The organism is Eubacterium sp. AM05-23, from assembly GCF_003477535.1.
GTDB classification, from domain to species: Bacteria; Bacillota; Clostridia; order Eubacteriales; family Eubacteriaceae; genus Eubacterium; species Eubacterium maltosivorans.
Window position 1 is genome coordinate 25,632 of the sequence record NZ_QUDF01000001.1, and the last position, 25,427, is coordinate 51,058.

22 protein-coding genes and 1 pseudogene are annotated in these 25,427 nt (G+C 47.5%); 15 read left to right on the forward strand and 8 right to left on the reverse strand.

What is annotated here, in order from left to right; translation table 11 throughout:
- Positions 1 to 10: 10 nt before the first annotated feature.
- Positions 11 to 667, reverse strand: a complete 657-nt coding sequence (locus DW091_RS00130) for a TetR/AcrR family transcriptional regulator (RefSeq protein ID WP_096920550.1) — start codon at positions 665 to 667, stop codon at positions 11 to 13.
- 243 nt (positions 668 to 910) lie between these two features.
- On the opposite strand from DW091_RS00130, the gene DW091_RS00135 reads away from it, so the two are divergent.
- The 7 genes from DW091_RS00135 to DW091_RS00160 all read left to right on the forward strand — a co-directional run bounded on the left by DW091_RS00135 (position 911) and on the right by DW091_RS00160 (position 8,069).
- A complete protein-coding gene (locus tag DW091_RS00135; protein ID WP_096920549.1) occupies positions 911 to 2,071 on the forward strand; it encodes a uroporphyrinogen decarboxylase family protein in 1,161 nt (386 codons plus the stop codon).
- Positions 2,072 to 2,289: 218 nt separating this feature from the next.
- A complete protein-coding gene (locus DW091_RS00140; RefSeq protein WP_074618266.1) occupies positions 2,290 to 3,702 on the forward strand; it encodes a DASS family sodium-coupled anion symporter in 1,413 nt (470 codons plus the stop codon).
- 22 nt (positions 3,703 to 3,724) lie between these two features.
- Complete coding sequence (locus DW091_RS00145; RefSeq protein WP_096920548.1) at positions 3,725 to 4,897, forward strand: uroporphyrinogen decarboxylase family protein; 1,173 nt, start codon at positions 3,725 to 3,727, stop codon at positions 4,895 to 4,897.
- Positions 4,898 to 4,920: 23 nt separating this feature from the next.
- Positions 4,921 to 5,058: a hypothetical protein gene (locus DW091_RS19955; protein WP_158577785.1), complete on the forward strand. Its 138-nt coding sequence runs from the start codon at positions 4,921 to 4,923 to the stop codon at positions 5,056 to 5,058.
- A 312-nt stretch (positions 5,059 to 5,370) separates the two neighbouring features.
- The gene (locus DW091_RS00150) at positions 5,371 to 5,652 is read left to right on the forward strand and encodes a CD3324 family protein (RefSeq protein WP_058693140.1); all 282 of its coding nucleotides are present in this window, start codon (positions 5,371 to 5,373) and stop codon (positions 5,650 to 5,652) included.
- Between the two features lie 204 nt (positions 5,653 to 5,856).
- Positions 5,857 to 6,408 carry a DUF1062 domain-containing protein gene (locus DW091_RS00155; protein WP_096920547.1) on the forward strand — a complete coding sequence of 184 codons (552 nt, stop codon included), beginning with the start codon at positions 5,857 to 5,859 and terminating at the stop codon, positions 6,406 to 6,408.
- A 455-nt stretch (positions 6,409 to 6,863) separates the two neighbouring features.
- Positions 6,864 to 8,069, forward strand: a complete 1,206-nt coding sequence (locus DW091_RS00160) for an ammonium transporter (RefSeq protein ID WP_074618263.1) — start codon at positions 6,864 to 6,866, stop codon at positions 8,067 to 8,069.
- 65 nt (positions 8,070 to 8,134) lie between these two features.
- Here DW091_RS00160 and DW091_RS00165 read toward each other — a convergent pair whose 3' ends face one another.
- Entirely contained in the window at positions 8,135 to 9,283 is a 1,149-nt protein-coding gene (locus DW091_RS00165; protein ID WP_096920546.1) for a M20 family metallopeptidase, read from the reverse strand.
- Positions 9,284 to 9,416: 133 nt separating this feature from the next.
- Between DW091_RS00165 and DW091_RS00170 the strand changes: the two genes are divergently transcribed.
- From DW091_RS00170 to DW091_RS20430, 4 genes and pseudogenes are all read left to right on the forward strand, one after another.
- Positions 9,417 to 10,775 carry an MATE family efflux transporter gene (locus tag DW091_RS00170; protein ID WP_096920545.1) on the forward strand — a complete coding sequence of 453 codons (1,359 nt, stop codon included), beginning with the start codon at positions 9,417 to 9,419 and terminating at the stop codon, positions 10,773 to 10,775.
- A gap of 183 nt (positions 10,776 to 10,958) precedes the next feature.
- Positions 10,959 to 11,744, forward strand: a complete 786-nt coding sequence (locus DW091_RS00175; RefSeq protein WP_096920544.1) for an electron transfer flavoprotein subunit beta/FixA family protein — start codon at positions 10,959 to 10,961, stop codon at positions 11,742 to 11,744.
- Between the two features lie 12 nt (positions 11,745 to 11,756).
- Positions 11,757 to 12,599: pseudogene (locus DW091_RS20425) on the forward strand (electron transfer flavoprotein subunit alpha/FixB family protein); the annotation flags it as partial.
- 354 nt (positions 12,600 to 12,953) lie between these two features.
- Positions 12,954 to 14,096 carry an acyl-CoA dehydrogenase gene (locus DW091_RS20430; protein WP_167495295.1) on the forward strand — a complete coding sequence of 381 codons (1,143 nt, stop codon included), beginning with the start codon at positions 12,954 to 12,956 and terminating at the stop codon, positions 14,094 to 14,096.
- A gap of 123 nt (positions 14,097 to 14,219) precedes the next feature.
- On the opposite strand, the gene DW091_RS00185 is transcribed toward DW091_RS20430, so the two are convergent.
- Positions 14,220 to 15,107, reverse strand: coding sequence for an amidohydrolase family protein (locus DW091_RS00185; protein WP_224168718.1), 888 nt, complete (start codon positions 15,105 to 15,107; stop codon positions 14,220 to 14,222).
- A gap of 128 nt (positions 15,108 to 15,235) precedes the next feature.
- Between DW091_RS00185 and DW091_RS00190 the strand changes: the two genes are divergently transcribed.
- Positions 15,236 to 15,874, forward strand: a complete 639-nt coding sequence (locus DW091_RS00190) for an HAD-IA family hydrolase (protein WP_058693171.1) — start codon at positions 15,236 to 15,238, stop codon at positions 15,872 to 15,874.
- Positions 15,875 to 15,940: 66 nt separating this feature from the next.
- Here the strand turns inward: DW091_RS00190 and DW091_RS00195 are convergent, their stop codons facing one another.
- Positions 15,941 to 17,539, reverse strand: a complete 1,599-nt coding sequence (locus tag DW091_RS00195; protein WP_096920541.1) for an L-serine ammonia-lyase, iron-sulfur-dependent, subunit alpha — start codon at positions 17,537 to 17,539, stop codon at positions 15,941 to 15,943.
- Between the two features lie 152 nt (positions 17,540 to 17,691).
- Between DW091_RS00195 and DW091_RS00200 the strand changes: the two genes are divergently transcribed.
- Complete coding sequence (locus tag DW091_RS00200; RefSeq protein ID WP_158577786.1) at positions 17,692 to 18,846, forward strand: aldo/keto reductase; 1,155 nt, start codon at positions 17,692 to 17,694, stop codon at positions 18,844 to 18,846.
- Between the two features lie 89 nt (positions 18,847 to 18,935).
- On the opposite strand, the gene DW091_RS00205 is transcribed toward DW091_RS00200, so the two are convergent.
- From DW091_RS00205 to DW091_RS00220, 4 genes are all read right to left on the reverse strand, one after another.
- On the reverse strand, positions 18,936 to 19,703 hold the full coding sequence (locus DW091_RS00205) for a glucose 1-dehydrogenase (protein ID WP_096920539.1): 768 nt from the start codon (positions 19,701 to 19,703) through the stop codon (positions 18,936 to 18,938).
- Positions 19,704 to 19,913: 210 nt separating this feature from the next.
- Positions 19,914 to 21,746, reverse strand: a complete 1,833-nt coding sequence (locus DW091_RS00210; protein WP_096920538.1) for a glycerophosphodiester phosphodiesterase — start codon at positions 21,744 to 21,746, stop codon at positions 19,914 to 19,916.
- A 217-nt stretch (positions 21,747 to 21,963) separates the two neighbouring features.
- Entirely contained in the window at positions 21,964 to 22,293 is a 330-nt protein-coding gene (locus DW091_RS00215; RefSeq protein ID WP_096920537.1) for an MGMT family protein, read from the reverse strand.
- Positions 22,294 to 22,390: 97 nt separating this feature from the next.
- Positions 22,391 to 23,326 carry a 4Fe-4S binding protein gene (locus DW091_RS00220; protein WP_096920536.1) on the reverse strand — a complete coding sequence of 312 codons (936 nt, stop codon included), beginning with the start codon at positions 23,324 to 23,326 and terminating at the stop codon, positions 22,391 to 22,393.
- 146 nt (positions 23,327 to 23,472) lie between these two features.
- Here DW091_RS00220 and DW091_RS00225 point away from each other — a divergent pair, with 146 nt between their 5' ends.
- Positions 23,473 to 24,351, forward strand: coding sequence for a LysR family transcriptional regulator (locus tag DW091_RS00225; protein WP_096920535.1), 879 nt, complete (start codon positions 23,473 to 23,475; stop codon positions 24,349 to 24,351).
- A 296-nt stretch (positions 24,352 to 24,647) separates the two neighbouring features.
- Positions 24,648 to 25,292: an ethanolamine utilization microcompartment protein EutL gene (gene eutL / locus DW091_RS00230; protein ID WP_058693179.1), complete on the forward strand. Its 645-nt coding sequence runs from the start codon at positions 24,648 to 24,650 to the stop codon at positions 25,290 to 25,292.
- The last annotated feature ends 135 nt before the right edge of the window (positions 25,293 to 25,427 follow it).

Below are 25,427 nucleotides of genomic sequence, written 5' to 3' on the forward strand. Positions count from 1 at the left end.
GCTGAAAATTTTAAATCAATAGCCGGATTTGTGAAAAGTCGTTCTTCCGTTCAAACTCCATTGCGTTAAACAAGAAGGCGCGCATCAGATTTTCATCAATTTTATAGAGCCGGCATCTGAAAATATTGATCGTTGTAAAGTAATCCCAAAAATCATTTTCCTCTGGATTTTCGATCATGCGGATCGTAAGTTCGCGGCGCAAACCATACTCGGCGTACAGAATATCCTGGAGCTCCTTTTCGGAGATATCAAGTTTTAATTCAGTAATAAATTGTCTTACAAAACGGATTAAATTATTGTCAAGATAGAGGGACAGCTGTTTTTTTTTCAGATTATCTAAATAGAACCGTGTCGTATTTTTATCCCTGAGCCTTGCGCGGAAGTCGACGAGACTGTTGATCGTGTTTCTTTCGAGCGCGGAAGTTTTGTGCTCAAGATGAGTTGATACAAAGGTATAGGACTCTAAAAAAAGATCATCATAGATCGCTTTGACAAGGTCGTCTTTGGTTTTATAATAATACGCCAAATTACCCGTCCGAATATCAATTTTTTCGCAGATTTCTTTTATCGTTGTTTTTTCATAGCCTTTTTCATAAAAAAATTCTTTTGCTGTTTGAAGAATTAACTTTTGGGTTTTTAAACCTCTTTTAGATTTTGATACAGCCATTTTTTCAGCCTGCTTTCCAAATTTTCTTTTACTTGTCTAAGCCCATTATACTACAGCATTACTATATTTATCCATAATTTATCATAAAATTTTGAAGAAAATGCCCAGAAAAACTTATTTTTGCATTCTTAAAATAGGCTTTTTAAGAAAAAATATAAAGATATTGACAAAATAAGAAATATAGGTATAATTTAATTATAAATAAATAGGTGAAAATAATAAAAAGCCTAAATTGGAGGAGAAATGGGAGAACGAAAATTCACAGAAAGTCAGGCTGAACGGATAGAATTATTTCAAGACGTTTATGAGGGAAGAATTCCCAAACGGGTTCCTGTTGAGGTGTCGGTTTCATGGGAAGCGGCAATTCGATATTCCGGTCTTGAACTGAAAGAAGCGCAGTGGAATACAGAACTTTACGAGGTGTTTTTTGATAAGGTTTGTAAGGAATTTAACACGGATAAATCACCGATTATGCCAACATTGAGAAATCCAGCTCATTACTGGCTGCTTGGTTCAAAGGCAATTATAATGAGTGAATCCGGATATATGCAGCATCCTGAAATACATTGCCTGGAACCAGAGGAATATGACCTTTTTATTGAAGAACCATACAAATGTATGGTTGAAAAACTTCTTCCACGGCTTTATGAAGGGCTGGACGCCAGCAAAGATGAAAAGGCGCTGAATTTAGCCCAGGCTTTTCATGCGAAGAACAGAACAAGTGCGATCATGGGAGCAACCATGGCGAAGATGATTGAAAAATATCAGTTTGCTGCTTTTCCAGCGGGAGGAATGACCGAGGCGCCCTTTGATTTTCTGGCGGATTTCATTCGTTCCTTTAGCGGCATTGCAAAAGATATACGAAGATATCCGGAAAAGGTGCTTAAGGCGTGTGATGCAGTTCTGCCGCACATGCAGAAATTAGCGGTTGTGCCGAGCTCTTCCCGGTATTCAAGAACCTTTATACCGCTGCATATGGCTCCGTTCATGCGCCCAAAAGATTTTGATCAATTTTGGTGGCCAACCTTTAAAAAACTAATGGATTATATCGCTGAGAAAAACGTAGGGGTAAAGGCCTTTGTAGAACATGACTGGGGAGATAAAATTGATCATCTGGGTGAACTCGGCAACCGGGTTGAGTTTCAGTTTGAATACGGCGATCCTCAAAGAATTAAACAGACATTGGGGAATAAGCATATTATATCGGGATTATATCCGATCACCCTGCTCCAGACTGGTACCGAAAAAGAATGTACTGATAAGGCAAAGGCTCTGCTTGATGTGCTTGCCCTGGACGGCGGATATATTTTTAATACAGATAAAACAATATACTCTTTAGAAGGTAAAATCGCGGATAACCTCAAAGCGGTGATTGAGACCGTAAAAACCTATGGACGCTATTAAACAAAGCGGACAAAAATACATGATCTAATAACAGGAGGTGAAAACACATGCAGCCCGCATATTATTATAATGATGAGGAAGAATGTAAACGTAATAGATCTCAACTGAAGTCAGATGATGGATTTGATGTTTCGCAATATGTTCAGCCTTATGAAGAAGATTTATACCGGTTTATTTTCAGTTTGTTTTTATAGAACGCATGAAGAGGAGAATCTAAAATGCAACAGGATAGTAAAATAAAAAAAACGCAGATGATTGGCATGCTGGTCAGCGCTGCAATTGTCGTTATTATGTATTTTATGCCGGCACCGGCAGATCTGGGTGTAGCTGGCTGGCGAACAATCAGTATTTTGCTGGTCTTTCTGGTTTTGCTGGTAACTGAAGCCTTTCCGGCTGGGGTTATCTGTATTATTACTTTGATATTGATGCCCATGCTGGGAGCGGTTCCAAGTATTGGAGATGGGTTTACAGGATTTGCGAACCCTGTTACCTTTTTTATTCTGGCATCCTTTGGGATTTCCGCAGCGATCGCAAAAATGCCGATTGCCCATCGAATTCTATTGGTTATTATCAGGCTGCTTAAAGGGAGCACCCGGGGGATTATCTTTGGGATTATGGTGTGTACAGCGCTGTTTTCATCTATGGTATCGAATATTCCGACAACAGCTATTTTTATGGGAATCGCGTTGGGATTCCTTGATATTTTTGAAGATGAAGATGAAAAGAAGCGAACTGGTAAGGCGCTGATGATCGCCATTCCGGTCAGTGCAATGGTTGGCGGTGTTATGACACCAGCCGGCTCATCGCTTAACTTGCTGGTTATCGGTATGCTCGAGCAAATGACGGGTATTACGGTCAGCTTTGTTCAGTGGATGCTGTTTGGAATTCCACTTGCGATTGTGATCCTTCCCGTTGCATGGCTGATTATTACTAAGGTTTACCACCCGGCCGACATGGACCCGGATCGTTTGAAGGATTATATCAATACGTTAAATACACACGACAAAATGGATATAAAGGAAAAATTCGTTATTCTGGTAACACTGATCATGCTGGTATGCTGGATCGCCAGTTCCTGGTTTCCTGTGTTTAATGTGACAATGGTAGCTTTGTGCGGATTATTCTGTCTCTTTTTGCCGAAGATTGGTGCGCTCTCATGGGATGAATTTGTAAAAAGTGTCAGCTGGCAGGTGTTTTTTCTGGTCGGCACTGTACTCACACTGGGTACGGCTATTTCGGCCAATGGGATTGGAAACTGGCTGGTTGCGTCGTTTATGCCTGAACAAATGAGTATCACAGGACCGGTACTTATAGCGATCTGCGGTTTCATCGGTTTTGCGATGCTGATCGTTGTTCCAGTTGCTCCTGCGTTCATCGCTGTTTTAGCGCCGGCTATGATTTCGGTAGCCGCAAACTGCGGCTACAGCCCCGCAATTCTGATGATTATTCTCGGCATCTGTGCCGGCAATGCCTATTTACTGCCGCTCGATACGGTTCCAATGATTACCTATTCCAAAGGTTTTTACAAGATGAGCGAGATGCCGAAATCAACCGCCCTTATTCAGGTAATACTGGTTATTTTGATGGCGGTATGGTTCCCGTTAGCTGGCAGTATTGTAGGATTTATTTAATTACGTGAGGTGAAGGTTTAAAATGGAAAATAAAAATAGCGGATATCAAAAACGACTGGAACGCTGCGAAAAAGCAATTCAGAGAAAAGTGCCGGACAGGGTGCCTGTCGTGGCGAATATTTATGCATGGGCAGAAAACTACTATGGCTACAGCGTCAAAGAGGTTTATGATACAAAGCCAGAGCTGACCTATGATGTTCATTCGCGTCTGGCTAAAGAATTTGATTTTGACGCATTCTTTACCATGGGGAATAATGTACCGATTCCAGCGACAAATGCGCTGGGAGGCGGGCATTATATTGTAACGGAAAAAGGGCTGCAGGTGTCGAATCTCAGCTGTAATGTTATGAATGAAGATGAGTATCCATTGCTGGCAAAAGATCCAGCTGCCTATTTCCGGGATTATTTACTGCCCCGAAAGTATCCTGTCCTCAACGAGACCAGCGGAAAGGCTTACGAGGCCTTGTGCGAGGCCTTTGATAAATTTGGCTGGTATATGAAAAAAACAATTGAAGCCAATATGCGCATTGAGGCAGACGGTTACCCGGTGCTGTCAAACGGAGCCATTAACCACCCATTAGACAGCATTATGGATTTTTGCAGAGATTTTTCCGGAGTTATGACGGACATCCGCAGACACCCGGATGAGCTGAAGCATGCCATGGAAAGCTTTAGCGACTTTCTTATTCATAACAGCTGTGATGGATACAGGAAGCGGGAAGATTCCGCACACTTTCTGTTTTGCGCAACACATATCGCGCCATTTTTAAAACCAAAGGATTTTGAGGAATTCTATTTTCCTTATTTCCGCGCACAGCTGGATTATGCCATGAATACCTGCGGCTATACCGTGGGGGTGTTTATGGAAGGCAACTGGGAGCCATACTATGAATTGCTCCAGGAGCTTCCGGATAATGATGGGAAGCTGGTCTGTCTACAGGAAAACGGCGACTGTAAAAAGTTTAAAGAAAAGCTTGGCAATAAGCTTTGTGTGTGCGGCGGTCTTCCCATCAGCCTCTTGGCTTTCGGAAGCGAAAAAGAAGTACAGGATTGCGTGAAAAGGATGATTGACGACTGCGCGGCGGACGGCGGATTTATGATCAGCACAGACAAAGGGATTCTCACTTTAGGAGACGCAAAGCCTGAAAATATTAAGGCAATGATTGAGGCGGTCAAGATGTATGGAACTTACTAAAAAGCTGTTTGTGAGGTGGAAAAATGGAAAGCACGCAAAAAAATAATACCGTAAAAGAATTATTCGAACGTCTGAAGAAGGAAAAGACAGATAGTGAAATGCAGGAAGTAGAGAGAGATAAAATAATGGATAAATTGATTTTTATCCTGACTAAGAATTGATGGGGAAGTACATAGAAAGCATATTTGCAGTGTCAAAGGGTGAAGATAGTTTAGAGTGTGAAAACATAAAATAATATTAAGCGTAAAGACAAACCTCATTTTCCTTTAATAAAAAAGAATGAGGTTTTGTCTTTTTTTAGATTGTGATAGAATTGGACAGGAAAAGACCAATGGAGAAGGAGGGGTGAAGTTTTATGCTTAATCCTATCGTTATGGTTGCGTAGGCAGGGCTGTCGCAACGGTTTATAAATTGAATAAATGCTTGTCGGTAGCTTTGCTGTTCCCGTTTGAAAAAAATATCAGGAGCGCAAAATGAGCTATAAGAAAGCAACACATATTCTGCCGCGGGAACTGCTGGAAAAGATTCAGGAGTATATTGATGGAGAGTTCATTTATATTCCGAGAATTTCTGACAACAAAAAAGTCTGGGGCGCATCAACCTCGACCCGCCAGGAATTAAAGGAACGGAATAAAAGTATCTACACAGACTATCTGGCCGGAACATCTATGGAGGTTCTGGCGGAAAAGTACTTCCTGTCCCTGAAGAGTATCCAGAGAATTATCGGGCAGCTGAGAAAAGAGAATAAGGGTTAATGACGGCTGATTCAGTTTTGCAGACTGAATCAGCTTTTTTCTTATGTTTAGTTATGAAAAGAGTATTAGGTAGGGGACGCGGAAGCATCATGCTACAATGGATTCATAAAAGAAATACGAATCAGGGAGGCGCAGGATGAAAAGAATTTGTGACAATCCACCTTATTAGGCTTCTTCTTTATTAATAAAGAGAGGAGCCAGACAATGAAAAAATTTATCTGGAATATAAGACCTATTGGGCTGCCTTTGGTGTTGAGATACTGTAAAAAGTGCGGTAAAAAGGCAGAGTTTATCTGTTCAGGACAATTTAGGGTCAACGCCCAGCGGAAATATCTGGATATTTGGCTGATTTATAAATGCACAAAGTGCGATACAACCTGGAACGCGGCGGTTTACTCGCGTGTTTCACCGCAGACGTTAAGCACTGGTTTGCTGGAACGCTTTTACAGCAATGATGAGAGACTTGCCCGGCAGTACGCTGTGGACTTTCAATTTCTGAAAGGAAACGGCGCCGAAGCCCTGTTGCCAAGTTATGCTGTTTCAGGCGATATTCCCGTATCTGGAGAAATGTCGGAGGTGGAGGTACAAAGCGAGTACCCGTTTCCCGTCAAGGTTTCCGCGCTGGTGAGGGATAAGCTGTGTCTGTCACAGAAAGATTATCAGCAATTGGTCGCAGAGGGAAAGATTAGGGACAGCTCGGGCAGGGACATGCGAAAGTGCAGGCTGAAAAAGGGAACCGTTCTTATTTTTGAGTAAAGCAGCAGAAGCTGGATTTTAAGCGTAGCAGTTAAATTGCGGCTGCGCTTTTTTATGTTTCGCGCCAGTTGGCACATATTTTAATGGATAAAAATTTTCAGAAAAACAGTGGAATTTGTCATAAAATGCGATTTTGCACAAAAAAGGAGGCTTTTAATATAAACAGAAAGGTTTCTAATGGATTAGACAGCTAAAATCCTCAAATTATTTTATAATAAAAATCATGGAAATCATTTTTTATACCTTAAAAAATAATTTCAGGAAAATCAGAAAACGATAATTTATGAGAAAAATTAATAAGCAGTTAAACTTTGAACTAGAAAAGTGAAAATTTGACAAAAATAGTTATAAGATTTATAAAGATAAAATTTACAATTCCCGTATTTGACAGATAAAGTAAAAGCTGATAATCTTGAATATAAATTTTGTATAATATACGAGGAGAAAAGGGAAGTATGATTAATTTTGCGGATACAGGATTTATTCTTGTCTGTGCGGCTATGGTGTGCCTGATGACACCGGCCCTGGCTGTTTTTTACGCTGGGCTGCTGAGAAAGGGCAATATTGTAGATATTATGTTCCAGTGTTTTATTGCCATGGGCATCGTGACGGTTCTTTGGTTTATCGGTGGTTTCAGCCTGATCTTTGGCGGTGATATTTCAGGAATAATCGGCAATCTGGAGTTTGCGTTTTTACAGAATGTCAGTCTGGCACCCTCTGAGATTTGGGCACCGACCATTCCGTTTATCGCTTTTTTTATCTTTCAGCTGATGTTCGCTCTGGTGACGCCCGCACTTATCTGTGGCGCGGTGGCAGAGCGTATGACGCTCAAAAGCTATATGGTATTTCTGACGCTGTGGAGTCTTCTGGTTTATATTCCAGTAGCGCACTGGGTATGGGGCGGAGGATTTCTGTCACAGATGGGCCTGGCAGATTTTGCCGGAGGTACAGTGGTTCATATGAGTGCGGGTTTTTCCGCGCTGGCGGCAGTGCTGGTAGTCGGCGGCAGAAAAAAACGTGATTATACTCCGCATAACATGGTCTATGTCGCTATTGGCGCAGGGCTTTTATGGTTTGGATGGTTTGCCTTTAACGGGGGAAGCGCTTTGGCAGCCAATGAAATTGCGGCAATGACCATCACCAATTCACAGATTTCTGCGGGGTTTGGGCTTATGACATGGGTTATTGCCAGCTGGATACAGGAAAAACATCCCAGCGTCCTCGGCGCAATGATGGGTGCTCTGGCGGGACTGGTCTGTATAACGCCGGGGTCAGGCTTTGTGGAACCGTGGGCAGCGGCGATCATTGGTGTTGTGGGCACCCTGTGCTGCTATGGAATGATTCAGCTGCGCATTAAAAAGAATCTGGATGATACACTGGATGTTTTTGGACTGCATGGAGTCGGAGGCACCGTTGGCATTATTATGACGGGGATTTTCGCAAGCCCTGCGATCAATGCTGTAACGGGTGTGATTTATGGCAATCCGGGGCAGCTGCTGACACAGCTTGCGGGTGCGGCGATTGTCATGATTTATAGCTTTGTGCTAACCGTTATTATGCTCAAAATAATCGGCCGCTTTACACCGCTGAGGGTTTCAGGGCAGTTGGAGACAGACGGAATCGACGAGGCTTATTATCAGGAAAAAGGAATGACAGAGTAAAATCTGTTTATATATTTGCCGCCCTGCCAATATTGGCAGGGCGGTGCTGTTTTTTGAAAAACCGATTAAGCAAATAGAATTCTGTCTGCCAGATCGGCCAGCACCCTTTCGCAGCGGTCAATATCGGCCAGAGGAACAGATTCGTCGGGCTTGTGGGCGAGCTCAAGGTCACCGGGGCCGTAGGAGAGGCAATTGTGGTTGTTCAGATTTCCAGCGATAACGGCGGTATCGGTATAGCCTGGGAAAAAGCTGACTTGGGCAGGGCTGCCGGTTACGGCTGCGCAGCTTTCTCTCAGCATTTTTAAAAGGTAGGAGTGCGCATCTTTTTCAACAAAGGGCCGGTCACCGGTGATTCTGTAATGTCCATGGACTCCGGGAATCTGTTTTTCTGCCCGGCGTATGGCCGATTTTACGATGACTTCGGCAGCGGCAGTGGTGGTAGGCGGTACCAGCCGCATGTCGACGGTGACCGTGCAGTGGTCCGGGACCACATAGGGGCGGTAGCCGCCGTTGATTTGCCCAAAGGTGACGGTGGATCGGCCGAGGTCGTGGTGGTGGGGTGTTGCCTCGACGCCCTGCCGTACAGCGGCGATCATTTCTGCCATGGCGGCAATGGCGTCCGCCCCTTTCCAGGGCGTGCTGGCGTGGGCGGTTACACCGTCAGCGGTCAATTCAAACCAGGTGCGGCCTTTGTGGGCGACCTGAATCTGCCCGTTTGTGGGCTCGGTATCCAGCACCCAGCTATTTTCAGTTACCCAGCCTGAGGCAATGGCGGCCTCCACGCCGCGCATATAGTCCTCCTCGTCGACCGTTCCGATGAAAATAAAGGAGTGGCGCGGCTGTTTTCCGGAAGCGGCAGCTTTTAGAAAAACCGAAAGGGCGCAGGCCAGGCCGGATTTCATATCGCAGGCGCCTCTGCCGTAAAGCCGTCCGTCTTTTATTTCGGCAGAGAGCGGCGGGACGCTCCAGCCCTCGCCCAGTGTCACGGTATCCATATGGCAGATATAAATGAGTGCAGGATCGTCGATTTCTCCTTTGATTTTGCCCATGACATTAAAGCGGCCGGGCAGAACCTCTTCTTTGACAACAGGAACGCCTGCCGACTTCAGAAGCGCCGCAATTTTACAGCCGATGGCCCCCTCGTATGCGCCGGGATCGGAGCTGTCGATCCGGACAAGCTCTTGGGTCAGTGTCTGCGCGTTTATGGTATTCATAAAAACCTCCCAATGGTTCAATAAATTCTTTTTATATTATATAATAAATTTTCTAAAATGAAAAGAAAAACAATAAAAGATTCTTAAATTATTCGGCGGGGTTAATGTTATAATATTTATAATAATGGGAGGGATGCCTGTGGAAAAACAGAATGACTTTACTAAAGGGAGCATATCCGGCAATATCATGCGCCTGGCTTTTCCAATGATGGCCGCACAGCTGATTAATGTGCTGTACAGTGTGGTTGACCGCGTCTATATCGGTCACTTACCGGATGCCTCGACACTCGCACTGACAGGTCTCGGACTTACCTTTCCCATTATCATGATCATTACGGCTTTTGCCAACCTTTTTGGCATGGGCGGCGCGCCGCTCTGCTCTATTGCCAGGGGGAAGGGAGACGACCGCAGGGCAGAGCGTATTATGGGGAATTCCTTTACCATGCTGCTCATCACCGGCGTTTTGCTCATGATCGTATGCCTGATTTTTAAGAGGCCGATTTTATATGCTTTTGGCGCCAGTGACCAGACCTTTCCATACGCCAACGACTATGTTGAAATATATCTCTGCGGCAGTCTCTTTGTGATGATCGGCCTGGGAATGAACAGCTTTATCAATTCACAGGGTTTTGCGAAAATTGGTATGATGACCGTGGCTCTGGGAGCGGTGGTCAATATTCTGCTGGATCCGGTGTTTATTTTTGTTTTTGGTTTAGGCGTCAGGGGCGCAGCCCTGGCGACAGTGCTGTCGCAGCTGCTTTCATCCCTCTGGGTTTTACGCTTTCTGACAGGAAAGAAAGCCATCTACCGCCTCAGTCTGAAAAGTATGAGGCTGGATTTTTCGCTGATCGGCGAGATTTCAGGGCTGGGCCTGTCGGGATTCATTATGTCGGTCACCAACAGCGCGGTGCAGATCGTATGCAATGCGAGTCTTCAGTTTTATGGCGGAGATATTTACGTGGGTGTTATGACCGTTTTAAACTCCATTCGTGAGGTGCTCACCATGCCAGTGCAGGGGATTACCAATGGGGCGCAGCCGGTACTCGGCTTTAATTATGGGGCTGGGGCTTACGGCAGAGTGCGGAAGGGAATTCAGTTTACAGCCATCATCGGGGTAGCGTACACCTTTGCTGCCTGGTTGATTCTGATGCTTACGCCCCAGGCCTTTATCCATATTTTCAACAGTGAGCCGGAGCTCATAAGGCTTGGTGTGCCAGCTTTGTATATTTATTTTTTCGGGTTTTTTATGATGGCGCTGCAATTCTCAGGCCAGACCGTTTTCATTGCCCTCGGCAAATCGAAGCAGGCTATTTTCTTTTCGCTGCTTCGAAAAGCAATCATTGTTATCCCGCTCACCCTGTTCCTGCCAACGGTTTTTAACCTTGGCGTCAATGGTGTTTTCCTGGCAGAGCCCATCTCCAATTTCATTGGAGGAGCAGCCTGCTTTATTACCATGATGGTCACTGTATGGTCAAAAATGAAAGAAGAATAGCCGCTTAAAAGTCTCTGCGAAATGTGTGTTTATTTGCAGAGACTTTTTTTAGTGGATAAAATACAAACAAATGGGTAAATATATTCATGTTATAAGTTAAATGCCTGACAATTGTGTTTGTTTGAGCTGCACGTAAGATGCTGCTTTTTTATTTAAAACCGATTGAAAAAAGGAGGTAATCAGATGAATGTTGCTGTATGTATTAAGCAGGTTCCTGCTGTGTCGGAAATTAAGCTGGAAAAGGGCACAAACCGGATGCTGCGGGAGGATGTGCCCGCGGTTGTAAACCTTTGTGATAAAAATGCTTTGGAGGAGGCCCTGAGACTTCGGGAAAAGCATGGAGGCAGGGTAACGGTTTTATCCATGGGGCCAGCCCAGGTCGAGGAAGCGCTTCGGGAGTGTATTGGCATGGGGGCAGATGAAGCTGTTCTGCTCTGTGACGACGCGCTGCAGGGATCGGATACCCTTGCCACGAGCCGCGTACTGGCTGCGGCCATAAACAGGCTGGGCGGCTATGATCTGGTGCTCTGCGGCAAGCAGGCCAGCGACGGCGATACAGGGCAGGTAGGTCCGGGCATTGCCGAACGTCTGGACTATGCTCAGGTCACTTATGTGAATCGTCTGAAGGTCGAGGACTATGTTTTGACCGCTGAACGTGAAAATAAAGATGGTGTTGAAATCCTGCAGACCGCACTGCCGGCAGTCTGCACCATTACAGAAAAAGCCCATGCGCCGAGACACCCTTCAATAAAGGGAAAAATGAAGTCAAAAAGTGCGGATATCCGGGTGTTATCGGCGGCAGATATTGGGTTAACCCCTGATGATGTGGGCTTTAAGGGCTCGGCGACCCAGGTGATCGGGACTTTTTCGCCAGCGGTTCTGGATACAGGCATCCGAATTGACGCGAAGGACGGCCAGGAAGGTGCAAAGGCTCTGTTCGAAACCCTGGAAGGCCTGGGCGTGTGGTAAGGAGGAAACATCATGAAAGAAAATGCGATTTGGATATTTATTGAGAAAGAGGATGAGCAGATCAGGCGCGTGAGCCTTGAGCTTTTATCCAAGGGTAAAAAGCTCAAGGGCGGGGATAGTGAACTGGTTGCTGTGGTTTTTGGCTATCTTTCCTGTGATATGACCACCAAGCTTTCTGGCTATGGGGCGGATATTATTTTGAATGTTCCGGGCGATGGCTATGAAATTTACAGTACCGACGTCTATACCGACGCGATGGAAACCCTGATCCGGCGATATGCGCCGAATCTCCTGCTGGTGGGAGCGACCCACAACGGCCGTGACCTCTGCGGGCGTCTGGCAACCCGTCTGGAGCTTGGCCTTGCGGCAGACTGCACAGAGATTGAGCTTGCGGCAAACGGCGCCGTCACCTTTATTCGACCAGCCTACGACGGTAAGGCGTTTGCCAAAATTACCATGGCAACACGTCCGCAGATTGCCAGTGTCCACTCCGGTATTTTTGCCAAGGGCCTGCCAGTGGAAGGCTTGAAAGCTGAGGTAATCGAGGAAGACATTCCGATAAAGGAAAGCGCGCTGCGGGTGAAGCTGCTGGAATATGTCGAGGCGGTCTCCAAGGTCGTGGATGATCTGGAAGAAGCGGATATTGTGGTGGCAGGCGGACGCGGCCTCGGAGGGCCGGAGGGCTTTGACGTCGTTCGGGAACTGGCAGACGCTCTGGGCGCTGCGGTCGGCGCTTCCAAACCGACAGTGGAGGATGGTTGGATTGACACTGAGCATCAGGTAGGCGTTACCGGTAAGAGAATCCACCCTAAGCTTTATATCGCCTGCGGGATTTCCGGCGCGGTACAGCATACCCTGGGTATGAAAGACTCAGATATTATTGTGGCCGTCAATAACGACCCCGAAGCCCCCATTTTTAAGATCGCCCACTACTGTGTGATTGGCGATTTGTTTGAGGTACTTCCGGCCCTCACCGATCTGATCCGTGAGAAACGCCAGCTCAAGGCGCCGACAGAGCGGAGACAGAATCCAATCGATACACAGACAGCCTATTTTGAAGAAAAGGCTGAAAAGAGCCAGAAGGCCCAGGATCCTGAAAGCAAGAGAAAAGAAGAAATAGCGGAAACCCCTTTAGGAAAAGGGCCGAAGCGTGAGATTAAAAAGATTAATACGGTTGATAAAACCACTGCGGTAGAGGAGGAAGAAACCATGAATTTTGAACTGTCCAAGGAACATCAGGAGCTGCGTGAAATGTTCCGTGAATTTGCCCAGATGGAGGTAAAGCCCATCGCCAAGGATCTGGATGAAAAGGAACGCTTCCCGGAAGAGACCATTCCCAAGCTGGCTGAAGCTGGAATGCTGGGCATCCCCTTCCCGGAAGAATACGGCGGAGCGGGTATGGATAATCTGGCCTACGCCATGTGCGTCGAGGAAATTTCAAAGGTCTGCGGCTCCACCGGAGTCATTATTTCAGCCCACACCTCTCTGTGCGCATGGCCGATCTTTGCCTTTGGAACAGAGGAGCAAAAGCGTAAATATCTGGTGCCGCTGGCAAAAGGTGAACACCTCGGAGCATTTGGCCTGACGGAGCCGGGCGCGGGAACAGACGCGGCCGGACAGAAGACGACCGCTACTCTTGAAGGCGACCACTATGTTTTGAACGGCAGCAAAATATTTATTACCAACGGCGGAAAAGCCGACACCTACGTTATTTTTGCCATGACGGATATCACAAAGGGTAACCACGGTATCACCGCTTTTATTGTGGAAAAAGATTTTCCGGGTTTCTCTATCGGCAAAAAGCTGGATAAAATGGGAATCCGCGGTTCCTCCACAACCGAGCTGATCTTCAAAGACTGTATTGTGCCAAAGGAAAATCTGCTCGGCGAAGTCGGAAAGGGCTTTAAGATTGCCATGAAAACCCTGGACGGCGGGCGGATCGGCATTGCCTCCCAGGCTCTTGGACTGGCGCAGGGAGCCATTGATGAAACCATCCCTTACGTCAAGGGAAGGGAACAGTTTGGACAGCCCCTGTCAGCTTTCCAGAACACCCAGTTCCAGCTGGCCAACATGATCGCCAGGACAGAAGGGGCGCGCCTGCTGGTTTATCAGGCAGCCTGCGCGAAGGATGCCGGGAAACCCTATAATCATCTTGCTGCCTTAGCCAAGCTTGTCGCGTCAGAAGCGGCGAGAGACGTTACCTGCGAGGCCGTCCAGTTATTTGGTGGCTATGGCTTTACAAGAGACTACCCAGTAGAACGCATGATGCGTGACGCCAAAATCACTGAGATATACGAAGGCACTTCCGAGGTCCAGCGCATGGTCATATCCAGCTGGGCGGGAGTTCATTAAATTAAAAAAGGAAAATTCTGGCGCATATTCGCTAAAGTGAATGTGAATGGAGCACGGCCGCAGGCCATATTTCATCAAATCTGCCAGCAGCAGATTTGTACCAGAATTTTCCATTCTCCATTTTCAATTTTCCATTATAACGTTTCCCGCCTTAAACCTTTCCCGCACCGTTACCTCTGCCTCTGCAAGCCGGGCGTCCAGAAAGGCCTGGTCAGGTACTGCCTGCTTGAAATATTCATACTCATCCAAAATCCCCTGTGGGTGCGGCACACAGAAGGCTCCGGCGTCACTGCCGAGGGCTACGGCGGCCCCGAAGCTGAAGGCTCTCTGGATATTGGCGAGCTGCCGATTGTGGATGCTTGCCAGAACAGTGTCGTCATACCGTCCGCTGCCGATGATATTACCAGTTACGGCAATGGTAGGGCACCAGACTGCCCCGGTTTCTTTCAGAAGAGAAAGGCACTCCGCATCCATGAAATTACCATGTTCAATACTGTCCACACCGGCCTCCAGAGCGACTTTTATATGATCGGCGCCGTTGACATGTGTCATGACGGAATAGCCTTCAGAATGGGCGATGTGGACCATTTCGGAGACCTCCTGCTTTGGAAGTCCCGGGCAGCTTAAGCGGCCTTCATGATCAAAATCCATGATGCCGGCCGTCATAATTTTAATAAAATCACACCGCTGAGCCCGGGCTCCCTGAACCAGCTGGGCATATTCTTTCAGACTGTCATAGGCATAGCCGACAATTCCGCCGTAGTATCCCCGATGGTGGATGGCGAATACCGGAGTGCGGTAGTCGATACCGTATTCTGGCGCAAGGTCAGCAGCCAGGCGTGAAACGCCAAGGTTATCGCCGCCATCGCGGATAAAGAGGACGCCCTGTTTTTGATAGGCCGACAAGACCTGCCGGATCAGGGCTTCGTCCGGGCCATTTCTGTGTTTTGCCGCGGCTTCCCGGAAAGATACTCCATCCATGATCATGTGGGCGTGGCATTCTCCAAACATATTAATCCTTTCTTCGTTTAAATTCTGAATTCTATTATACCGCCGGATTACCATAAAACAAAGGGAAAGCTGTAAAAAAGACAGCAGAACTGCTATAATAAAGCTATTGCCATACCAGGAGGTGGAAAATGGATTACGAAGCGTATCTTTTTGATTTCGATTATACACTGGCAAATTCGGAAAAGGGGATTGTCATGTGTTTTAAGCATGTTTTTGAGCGCAATGGTTTTAAAGGGATAGAGGACGACGCCATTAAGAAAACCATCGGCTTAACCCTGGAGGAGGCGTTTATGCTCCTGACAGGCATTAAGGACCGGGAGACCATTGCCGGCTACCGAAAACAGTATGTTGAGAAATCAGACGAAGTGATGGTGGCAAACACCAAACTGTTCCCTGAAACGCTGCCCATGCTTCGAAAGCTGAAGGAAAAGGGCGCGAAAACAGGTATTATCTCCACGAAATACCGCTACCGGATCGAGAGCACCATCAGCCTTTATGGTTTAGATGAACTGATTGACCTGATTATCGGCGGAGAGGATGTGGAAACAGCCAAACCAAGCCCGGAAGGGGTTCGGAAAGCGCTGGAAAGGCTGAAATGCTGCAGAGAAAAAGCGCTCTACATTGGCGACAGTCTGGTGGATGCTCGAACAGCCGAAAATGCCGGGGTGTATTTTGCGGCTGTGACCACTGGCACAACCACCGCCGCGGATTTTGAAGCGTCGCCTCACGTGAAGATTATGGAAAATTTGTCAGAGCTTGTAAATTAAACCATTAAAAAAACGGCTGCGAGCCGTTTTTTTAATGGTTTAGCGAAAGGAAAAGAAGAGCTGCTGTCATTTGTGTGGCCGGCCAGCTTTTTCTGCCATCGCAAAGGCGGCGGGAGTGAGGCAGAGCCCGCCGTTTCCAGTGCAGCGCAGCTCAGGCGGGAGCTGGCGGCCGACGCGATACATTGTTTTGATTGTTTCGTCGAGCGGTATCCGGGAATCATAGCCGCCAAGCGTCATTTCTGCACTGGTCAGAGCATTGGAAACCGCCATGGCGTTTCGGCTGATACATGGAATTTCTACTCTGCAGGCGACCGGATCACAGATGAGTCCAAGGACATTCTGGAGAGCAGTGGAGGCGGCGCGCAGAGATTGGTCTGGGCCGCCGCCTGAGAAAGAGACCGCCATCGCTGCGGCCATGGCGCTTGCGGCGCCATTCTCGGCCTGGCAGCCGCAAAGCTCAGCGGCAAAGGTGGCCTGCTCCGCGATAAATACACCGATGATACCAGCGCACAGTAAGGCTTTTGCGGCCTGGTCTGAATGCTTATCTGATAAAATTGGCGGAAATGAAGCTGGTCTGCCGGCTTCCTGAAGCAGTGCGAAAAGAACTCCGGGAAGGACACCACAGGAGCCCGCTGTAGGACCGGCGACCACAACACCCATGGCGTTGCTGGCCTCCATAACGGCAGTACTGTAGACGGCGCCGCTTTGATAAGGGCTGGCGGAAAGCAGTCTGCCGGCAGAAGCTGCTGCTGCCATTGATCTGGCTGAGCGCGCTGTAAGGCTTTCGCCATCGGGAGCGTCCTGTAAGCCAAAGCTTATGGACTGGCACATGATTTTCACGAGCGTTTTCGAATAGTTCAGCACTTCCTCCGCGGTCCACCCGCTTCGGGCGGCTTCATATTCTACTGCGGCCTGCCAGAGAGGCATGGGATTTTTTTGTAAGAAAAGGGAGAGCGCGCTGGCGGTACTGAAGGGCAGCGTTTCGGGCTCGGGCGTGGCCACAGGCAGGATGGCAGGAATATAACGCAGTGTTCCCGGTGCTGTTTTTATGAGTCTTTTAATTTCAGCGGCGGCAGCAGAGGTTTTCAGCGACAGCACGTAAAAACCATTACCTGAGATCAGCCCCTCGGTGTCGGCAATGGATGAGGGCAGCGTCTTTAAAAAGTCTCTGAGAGCCGCCTGAGATTCCGCAGTGTAAAAGCCGGCGAGCACAGGGGTATCTCCTTTGAAATCGACGGCGGAACCATTGATGGCGGTTACGCAGAACATTCCGCCGCCTGTGGAAAGGGAAGTGATGCAGAGACGTCCAGAAGGGCCTGAAAGAACAAGCTCGCAGGTGTTAGGGTGATCGCAGGCTGTGTCGGTCAGGCTGGTCTCAAAGGCAATGTTTTTTTCTTTAAGACGGTGGAGGCTGTTTTTAAAGTCAGGATGGTTTAAGGGCATGCCAAGAAGGCCGGCGGCAAAGGCAATATCTGATTTTTGACCTTTGTAGGTGGTGGCGTATGAGCTGCTTTTGGGGAAAATCAGCTTGACGGATTTAAAATCCGGCATCAGACAGCCGGTAAAGTATCCAATCCGGCCGGGGCCGGCTGTGTGAGAGCTGGAAGGTCCTGTCATCACTGGCCCCAGAACATCGTTAAAAATGCTGGTTTTATAATTTATCATAGAAACCTCCTTTAATAGGCTGCTTTTATTGTAAGTCCGGGTAGGGATCGGGGTCAAGGAGAAAAATATTTTTGCCTTCACGGAATTTTACATCTGTTGCGCGGGAAAAAAGGGTGTTATAATACGGTTAAATGGGGAAAGGAGCAGCTATTATGGAATATCGCAGAATAAAGGGTGTCGAGACACCAGTCAGTGTGATTGGCTTTGGAGGCGTCTATCTGGAGGGGATGGCCGGGAAGAAAATCGTTGAGATGGTTCACCACGCAATGGATCTTGGCATTAACCTGTTGGATCTTTACATGCCTCAGCCGGAAATAAGAGACGCCATCGGTGAAGCGATAAGGACACATCCGGGAAAAATGCTGATTCAGGGGCATTTATGCACTGTAAGCGGCGACGGGCAGTACGTCCGCAGCAGGAAACTGGAAGAGGTGAAGCGTTCCTTTGAGGATATGCTGGACCGGCTGAAGCAGGATTATGTGGATTTTGGAATGATTCATTTTCTGGATTCGGAAAAGGATTGCGAGGACGTAGAAAAAAGCGGTATTTTGGATTATGCCCTGGATTTGAAAAAACAGGGCGTTATCCGAAAGCTTGGGTTTAGCTCACACAATGCGGTTACTGCCATGAAACAGGTGGAAACAGGATTGTACGAGACGCTCATGTTCAGCCTCAATCCAGCCTATGATCTGGATCACGGACAGAGAGAGGTCGAGGACATTATGGAATTTAAGGGCGTGGCCGTGGATGAAAAGGCGCTGGGTATCGCTCCGGCAAGAAGCGCCCTGTATCAGCGCTGTGAGGCCCTTGGAATTGGGATTACGGTCATGAAAGCGCTGGCAGCTGGCCGGCTGCTGTCGGCGGAGAGCTCGCCCTTTGGCAAAGCCATGACACCGGCGCAGTGCTATCACTATGCACTGGACCGCCCCGGCGTTGTATCGGTACTTCCCGGCCTTTCTTCCCTGCGCGAAATCGACGCGGCGGCAGCCTATTGCCAGAGCTCTGAGGCAGAAAGGGATTACAGCGCCATCGCCGACGCGCCGAGTTTTCAGATGCAGGGGCAGTGCATGTACTGTAACCACTGCCAGCCCTGTCCGTCAGGGATTGATGTGGCGGCAGTGACAAAGTACCTGGATATCGCCAGGCAGCATGAGGGCAGAATACCGGGCGCCACAGCTGAGCATTATAAAGGGCTGGAGGCGCACGCGTCAGACTGTATCGAATGCGGAAGCTGTTTAAAACGCTGTCCCTTCGGTGTGGATGTCGTCGCCAATATGCAGGAGGCCCGCAGTATTTTCGGATTGTAAAATAAAAAGCCCTGCCAGTCCTTTCCGCGCGGTACAGCGGAGCAAGGACGCAGGGCTTAAATTAGTCTGGGAGAATTAAATTTAATTTGTCAGACGATTGAAGTACCGCCGTCTACGACAATGTGCTGGCCAGTGACATAGCTGGAAGCGTCACTTGAAAAGAAAAGCACAGGCCCGCTGACCTCGCCGCGTTTTCCAGGGCGGCTCATGGGGCATTGGGCGCTGTAGCCCTGAAGGAAAGCTTCAGACTTAAAGAGGGTATCCTTTGTCATTTCCGATTCAAAAAGTCCCGGACATACTGCGTTGACAGTAATATTAAACTGCCCGTAGGAGGCAGCCATCCCGATTGTCAGACCAAGAACAGCGCTTTTAGAAGCGTTGTAGGAGTGGCGGATAAACATATCGGCTTTGTCTCCGATCAACGCATTGACAGAGCTGATATTGACGATTTTTCCATAATTTTGTTCTTTCATATGCGGGACGATATATTTGCTCATAATAAACATCCCCTTGACATTGACATCCATGGCATGATCCCAGTCTTCTACGGTCAGGGTATCTACACCGCCCCGGACAGCGACGCCGGCGTTGTTGAGCAGAATATCAATTCTTCCAAATTTTTCGATGATCTCTTCAACGGCTTTTTTAACACATTCTTCATCGGTCACATCACAGGAAATAGCCAGAACCTTTCGCTCCATTCCGGAAATTTCGGCGGCCACTTGTTCCAGCTTTTCTTTTCTTCTGGCCAGCAGTACAACATTTGCTCCGTTCTGTGCGTATGCTCTTGCGGAATCTGCACCCAGCCCGCTGGAGGCGCCGGTGACGACGGCTACTTTATCTGTTAAATCAAACATATCTGTTCGCTCCTTCTATTTTATAATGATTAGTAATTATAAAAATAAAATACCCATTTTAAGAGGCTCTAAACATCAGCCGGGTTCACATAATTCGCAGAGAGCACAGTTTCCGTCGCAGCCATAGCGATCCATGAGCTTCTGATTTTGAAGATATTTTTTTAAAAATTAAAAAACTACTGGATTTTTCAAAATCCAGTAGTTTTGGTGTTAATGGGACTGGTCAATAACCTCACGGCCTGTGGCCGGTTTATCTGTAATCAGGCCAAGCACCCCGAGATCAAGATACTGCTGCATAGATTTAGGATCATCCACTGTCCAGACATAAACTGGAAGCCAGGCTTTTCTGGCTTTACTGATCAGGCTTTTTGTGACCATATTCTCTTCAACTGTGAGGAAGTCGATGTCCATATTGACCAGACGCCTTGTGTCGGCTTTGCCGAGATTGCCGTAGACGCAGTAGCCGACAGTGTATTCGGGATGCAGTGTTTTCAGCTGTTCTACCAGGCTGTAGTCCAGGGACATGAACATACAATTTTTTTCATCATTTTGCGCTTCGACGACCTTGGCGGTTTCAGCGGCTACGTCGGCGGTTTCATGTCCGTGGGTCTTTAACTCAATGAGCAGTTTGATCTGCCCTTTTGTGGTCCTGATCACCTCCTCAAGCGTTGAGATTTTTCCCTTAGCATCATTTTGGGATAAGGTCAGTTCACCGAGCTCTTCAGCAGTCAGGTCATAGACATTGACATTTTGACCGGAAAGACGCTGGAGATTACTGTCGTGTATGACCATGGGCACGTTGTCCTTGGACAAAAGAATGTCGATCTCCGCATAGTCAGCGCCCTGGTCGATACCACCCTGGATAGAGCCAAGTGTGTTTTCTACGCCTTCTGAGCTTCCGCGGTGCCCGATGACGATGGGGCTGTGCAGAGCCGGCGGATTGTAGAAAAGGCTGAACATACCTACAGCGGCCAGAATGACAAGCCCCAGAGCGATTGGCTTCTGATGCCTGATGAAAAAGGGATGGGCCTTAATATGTGTCCAGGCGTTTTTTGCTGTATGGCGTGAAATATGAAAGAAGCTCATAGCCCTTTCCCTCATATGGTCAAGCTTCTCATCGATAAGGGGAAGAGCTCCATCGTCAATATTTATCTGGCCGTCGAGCCCGCTGTACCCCGCAGTCAAGATGGTCAGCAGCAAAAGCATAAGTGTGACGCGCAGCAGGCCTACCAGCAAAAATCCCATAAGCGGCGCGAAGGTGTTTCCTGAAAAGAGACTCAGGAAAACAGTGAGAGGGCCATTGCCAGAGATGCCAGGAAAATAAGTGGGTACAAACCCTGGAAAGTTAAACAGAACAATCCACAAAATCACGTAAACGCCAAGCACCAACGATACAGGAAGACGCCCCCTTTTTAAAATGCCGAAACTTTTTCGAGCGGCCCTTAAAAACGAAACGCGATCCAGAACCATAGCAGGCAATACAAAAAGCAGGACCACGAAAAGCACAAAGATAACTGCGTAAAACAGATAAACCCCGATATTTCCCATCAGAGTTTTTGACAGCTCCCCGGTAATAAAATTAGGAATCCGGGTCTGTGGCAGCAGTGACGGGCGTAAACCGATGTGTATCAGCGGCAGGAGCCCCAGTGCATAGGCTGTAAAACCAACTGCGCCCAAATTTTTAAGGCTCTTATAGGTCGTGAGAGCCATTTTCATGGCTGTGCCAAGGCTGATTGGATTTTTATGGAGTCTGTGGTAGAGCAGCAAGATGATGACAGAAAACTCATAATAAACCATAAGCGCACCTAGCGCCAGCATGATGACGAGGGTAATAACACCGGGAATATTGGTGAAAAAATTAAGAAATCTCTCGTTAAATGCCAGACTGTAACCGCTGAGGTTCAAGAAAATCTGCATGATAAACGACAGCAGCGGTTTCAGCAGGACTGCACAGAGCATCTTATAGACAACCTCAAAAGCCAATAGTGCCGGAAACGCCTGAATAAAAGCAATGAGAGTATTTTGAATGTTTTTTGATTTCATGTCAAGGACTCCAGAGTTTTTTTATAGTTTACCATAAAACCCGGCAACAGGCATGAAAAACAAGAACTTTAATAAAAGAAAAACAAATAATTGCACTTGGAAAAAACCGAACATGCGCATATAATTAAAAAACGTTCGCACCAGCCGAGCAAACAGCCGGATAATGCAGTATGGGAAGACCTGTGCTGTGAGGATGTAACGCTGCTGGCCTTTCCTTTTAACGGGGAAAGTCTTCAGAACGCTTCCAGAGACAACAGCGCATATTGACCTTGCCGTTTGGCAGAAATGTGACGCCTTCTTTTTTCAAGAGCTGCTCCTGAACACCAGGGCCGCCGAAGATAAGACCTTTGCAGAGGGAACCGTCACTGAAAACAACCCGATGGCAGGGAAGATCCAGATGAGCAGGAACACGGCGCAGGGCAGCGCCTACGGCCCTTGCGGCCCGCGGACGGCCAGCCAGCAAAGCTATCTGCCCGTAGGAGGCTACCCGCCCCTCGGGGATCTTTGCAACGACGTCATAAAATTTTTTATTGAGTGATTCAGACATTGGGCTTCCTCCTGATTATGGTATTTATTATAAAAGATTATCCAGCGAAAAACAACATATAAAAAGCCTCCGTTATATTTGGAGGCTTTTTAAAAAATTAGCAGGTAGCGCCGGATACGGTGGCAATGCCCAGAATACTGTCCTTTTCATCTAACAGATCATTGGTGGTCAGAGCGCGTTCTACGGCTTCCGCGCCTAAGCGTTCAACGGTAGAGCCAAAACGTTCACTGTTTTGACCTTCTTTTTTATATAAGAGAATGGCCTTTTCCACAACGTCCAGGATTTCGTCGCGGGTGAACAATGTTTTGAGCTCAGTGCCGCGTCGGATGGATTTTCCCCAGCGGCCGCCAACATAAACTTTATATCGGACTTCACCGTCAGGAATTGCGTCAAAGCGGCAGTTGTCAACACATAAACCGCAGTTGTTGCATTTTTCTTTATCGATGACGAGTTTGCCGTCTGTTACAGTGGCAGCGTCCATTGGGCAGCGGTCCTCAACAGAACATTTGCCGCAACCCTGGCACAGCTCGTCGTTGTAGTAAGGGATCTTCTGGCCAACAATACCTAAGTCATTGAGGTCGGGCTTTACACAGTTGTTTGGGCAGCCGCCAACAGCGATTTTAAATTTATGGGGCAGTGTAACGTCACGATAGCCTTTGTAGAAGCGTTCATGTATTTCGCGGGCAAGGCCCTGTGTATCGATCAGGCCATAGGTGCATACCGTTCCTTTACAGGCCACGACTGGGCGGACTTTTGGGCCAGTGCCGCCAGTTACCAGACCTTCCTTAGCGATAAATTCCTGAAAAGGTACAATATCATCCCAGGTTAGGCCCTGTACTTCCACGGTGAGGCGGGTGGTAAAGGCAATGTTGCCATTTCCAAATTTCTCAGCCGCTTCGCTCAGACAGGAAATCTGAGCGGCGTTTAAGACACCGTTTTCTGTAATGACACGGGCGGCAAAATGTTCGTGGTCATTGTTGAACAGGAACCCCTGTCCCTTGACGCGTTTAATTTCTTCAGGTGCAATGTTCATAAGCTTGTAAATCTCCTTCTCCGTTTAACGAATAATAATCTTTGTTCTTCAGTCTATAGATTAACGGATTTCTTGACGATTGTAAAATAGTATTTTATAATCAGTTTAATAGCTAAATACCTATAGAAGAAAATTGGGGGATCATTATGACCATCAGGCATCTGAAAGTATTTCTGGCAGTTGCAGAGACCGGCAAGATGAGTGCTGCGGCCGACCAGCTGTTTATTGCTCAGCCATCTGTCAGCCAGGCCATCGCGGATATTGAAAAATATTATAATGTGCGTCTTTTTGAGCGGATTTCCCGCAAGCTTTATATCACACCAGCAGGCGAACAGCTCTTAGACTACGCCAGGCATATTGTGGCGCTGTTTGATGAAATGGAACTGGAAATGAAGTATTCCGCTGAGCATACCACCCTTAAAATCGGCGGTACGGTGACCGTTGGAACTACTATACTCAGCGAGTTAGTCAGCCGGTTTGAGGCTGAAAACCCACCGGTTACCCTGACGGTTCTGGTGGATAACACACCGGTCATCGAGTCCATGATTTTAAAGAGCGATCTGGATCTTGGCATTGTCGAGGGAGAGGTGAGCAGTGAGGACCTTATCCAGATACCGGCAGTGGAGGATGAGATGGTGCTGATTTGCGGGCCAGGCCATCCTTTTTCCGGTCGAAAAACAGTCAGTCTTGACGAGCTCCAGGGACAGTACTTCGTGATTCGTGAAAAGGGCAGCAGAGCCCGCAGCTTTTTTGAAAAGATCCTGGACAAAGAAGGTGTGGAAATTGTGGAAAAATGGACCTGTACGAATACGGAAGCCATTAAAAATGCAGTGATGGGCGGGCAGGGATTGGCTGTGCTTTCAAAGCGACTGGTAGAGCGGGAGTTTGAACAGGGCCGGCTCTGCATACTCTCGATTCAGGGAATTCGTTTACTGCGGAACTTCACGCTGATTTACCATAAAAACAAATTCCTATCACCGCCTTTTAAGGCATTTGTTCAAGCCTGCGAGGAATATAAAGATTAGTTTTCCACTTTTTGTTCACTTTTTGTCCACATTTTAACGTGGATAGTGTGGATAAGTTTTGGGATAAAAAATGGCCTTTAACGAAAAATAAAGGGATTGCGTCCACAGGTTGTGTACAACTTGTGGATAAACTGTGTTTTTTCATGATAAAAGTGTGAATAGTCTGTGGAAACAGGGTATATATCATTTTTGGTGCAAATTTTTCCATGACCCGGGCAGAGTTTCTTCTTTACTAACAAAATAACAGATGGTATGATAATAAGCAATACAAAAATCTTGAAAAAGGGAGTTCAAAAATGACCGGGGATTTATTGAAAGCGCATGTTCTGTCCAGCAAATTGATGACAGACATTGAAGATATCATGATTGAAGAATTCGGCCTGCCTGAAGGCCATATCGACATCGGCCTCTTTACCACCGATAATGAGGATATTGGCTACGTGGCAGCCGATGAAGCGACCAAAAAGGCCAATGTGCGGGTCTGCTATGCCAAATCGACCTACGGGGGACTTGGCTGTGCCTACGGCGGAGAAATGATCGGTATTATCTCAGGGCCATCCATCAGCGATGTTGAAAGCGGCCTGCGGACCATTACGCATTTCACCGAGCACAATGCCTGTCTGTTTAGTGCGCGTGAAGATGACGGCGTACAATTTTATGCACAGGTTATCTCAAAAATTGGCACTTACCTCGCAGAAGTTTGTGATCTGCCTGTTGGTTCATCTGTCGCCTATCTTGTCGGCCCTCCGCTGGAATCTATGATGGGCGTCGATGAAGCTCTGACAGCCGCCGACGTAGAGGTCGTAAAATTCTTTGGACCGCCGACCGTCTCCAACCGCGGCGGCGCCATCGTGACTGGGACTCAGTCCGCCTGTAAAACCGCCTGCATGGCCTTCGCCAAAATGGTTATGGACTGCGTCGAAGAACCTGTTGATTATTGACGGCGAATCCAAATTTTGAAAAAATTTGGCAGCGAACAAGGAGCGTTAGCGGGTGAGCGGCAATGAGCCTAATGCAGATGATGAGGAAATCATCCGAAAAGGATGATAGATTTCCGAAGAATCTGTTTTCCTTGA

What these genes read in the sequence shown, in the direction of transcription:
- DW091_RS00210 (WP_096920538.1), bottom strand. Translation starts at nt 21,746, where the DNA reads ATGAAATCAAAAAACATTCAAAATACTCTCATTGCTTTTATTCAGGCG.
- DW091_RS00195 (WP_096920541.1), bottom strand. Translation starts at nt 17,539, where the DNA reads ATGATAAATTATAAAACCAGCATTTTTAACGATGTTCTGGGGCCAGTG.
- DW091_RS19955 (WP_158577785.1), top strand. Translation starts at nt 4,921, where the DNA reads ATGGAAAGCACGCAAAAAAATAATACCGTAAAAGAATTATTCGAACGT.
- DW091_RS00185 (WP_224168718.1), bottom strand. Translation starts at nt 15,107, where the DNA reads ATGTTTGGAGAATGCCACGCCCACATGATCATGGATGGAGTATCTTTC.
- eutL (WP_058693179.1), top strand. Translation starts at nt 24,648, where the DNA reads ATGACCGGGGATTTATTGAAAGCGCATGTTCTGTCCAGCAAATTGATG.
- DW091_RS00140 (WP_074618266.1), top strand. Translation starts at nt 2,290, where the DNA reads ATGCAACAGGATAGTAAAATAAAAAAAACGCAGATGATTGGCATGCTG.
- DW091_RS00170 (WP_096920545.1), top strand. Translation starts at nt 9,417, where the DNA reads ATGCCTGTGGAAAAACAGAATGACTTTACTAAAGGGAGCATATCCGGC.
- DW091_RS00155 (WP_096920547.1), top strand. Translation starts at nt 5,857, where the DNA reads ATGAAAAAATTTATCTGGAATATAAGACCTATTGGGCTGCCTTTGGTG.
- DW091_RS00200 (WP_158577786.1), top strand. Translation starts at nt 17,692, where the DNA reads ATGGAATATCGCAGAATAAAGGGTGTCGAGACACCAGTCAGTGTGATT.
- DW091_RS00205 (WP_096920539.1), bottom strand. Translation starts at nt 19,703, where the DNA reads ATGTTTGATTTAACAGATAAAGTAGCCGTCGTCACCGGCGCCTCCAGC.
- DW091_RS00160 (WP_074618263.1), top strand. Translation starts at nt 6,864, where the DNA reads ATGATTAATTTTGCGGATACAGGATTTATTCTTGTCTGTGCGGCTATG.
- DW091_RS00220 (WP_096920536.1), bottom strand. Translation starts at nt 23,326, where the DNA reads ATGAACATTGCACCTGAAGAAATTAAACGCGTCAAGGGACAGGGGTTC.
- DW091_RS00150 (WP_058693140.1), top strand. Translation starts at nt 5,371, where the DNA reads ATGAGCTATAAGAAAGCAACACATATTCTGCCGCGGGAACTGCTGGAA.
- DW091_RS00130 (WP_096920550.1), bottom strand. Translation starts at nt 667, where the DNA reads ATGGCTGTATCAAAATCTAAAAGAGGTTTAAAAACCCAAAAGTTAATT.
- DW091_RS20430 (WP_167495295.1), top strand. Translation starts at nt 12,954, where the DNA reads ATGAATTTTGAACTGTCCAAGGAACATCAGGAGCTGCGTGAAATGTTC.
- DW091_RS00135 (WP_096920549.1), top strand. Translation starts at nt 911, where the DNA reads ATGGGAGAACGAAAATTCACAGAAAGTCAGGCTGAACGGATAGAATTA.
- DW091_RS00165 (WP_096920546.1), bottom strand. Translation starts at nt 9,283, where the DNA reads ATGAATACCATAAACGCGCAGACACTGACCCAAGAGCTTGTCCGGATC.
- DW091_RS00175 (WP_096920544.1), top strand. Translation starts at nt 10,959, where the DNA reads ATGAATGTTGCTGTATGTATTAAGCAGGTTCCTGCTGTGTCGGAAATT.
- DW091_RS00215 (WP_096920537.1), bottom strand. Translation starts at nt 22,293, where the DNA reads ATGTCTGAATCACTCAATAAAAAATTTTATGACGTCGTTGCAAAGATC.
- DW091_RS00225 (WP_096920535.1), top strand. Translation starts at nt 23,473, where the DNA reads ATGACCATCAGGCATCTGAAAGTATTTCTGGCAGTTGCAGAGACCGGC.
- DW091_RS00145 (WP_096920548.1), top strand. Translation starts at nt 3,725, where the DNA reads ATGGAAAATAAAAATAGCGGATATCAAAAACGACTGGAACGCTGCGAA.
- DW091_RS00190 (WP_058693171.1), top strand. Translation starts at nt 15,236, where the DNA reads ATGGATTACGAAGCGTATCTTTTTGATTTCGATTATACACTGGCAAAT.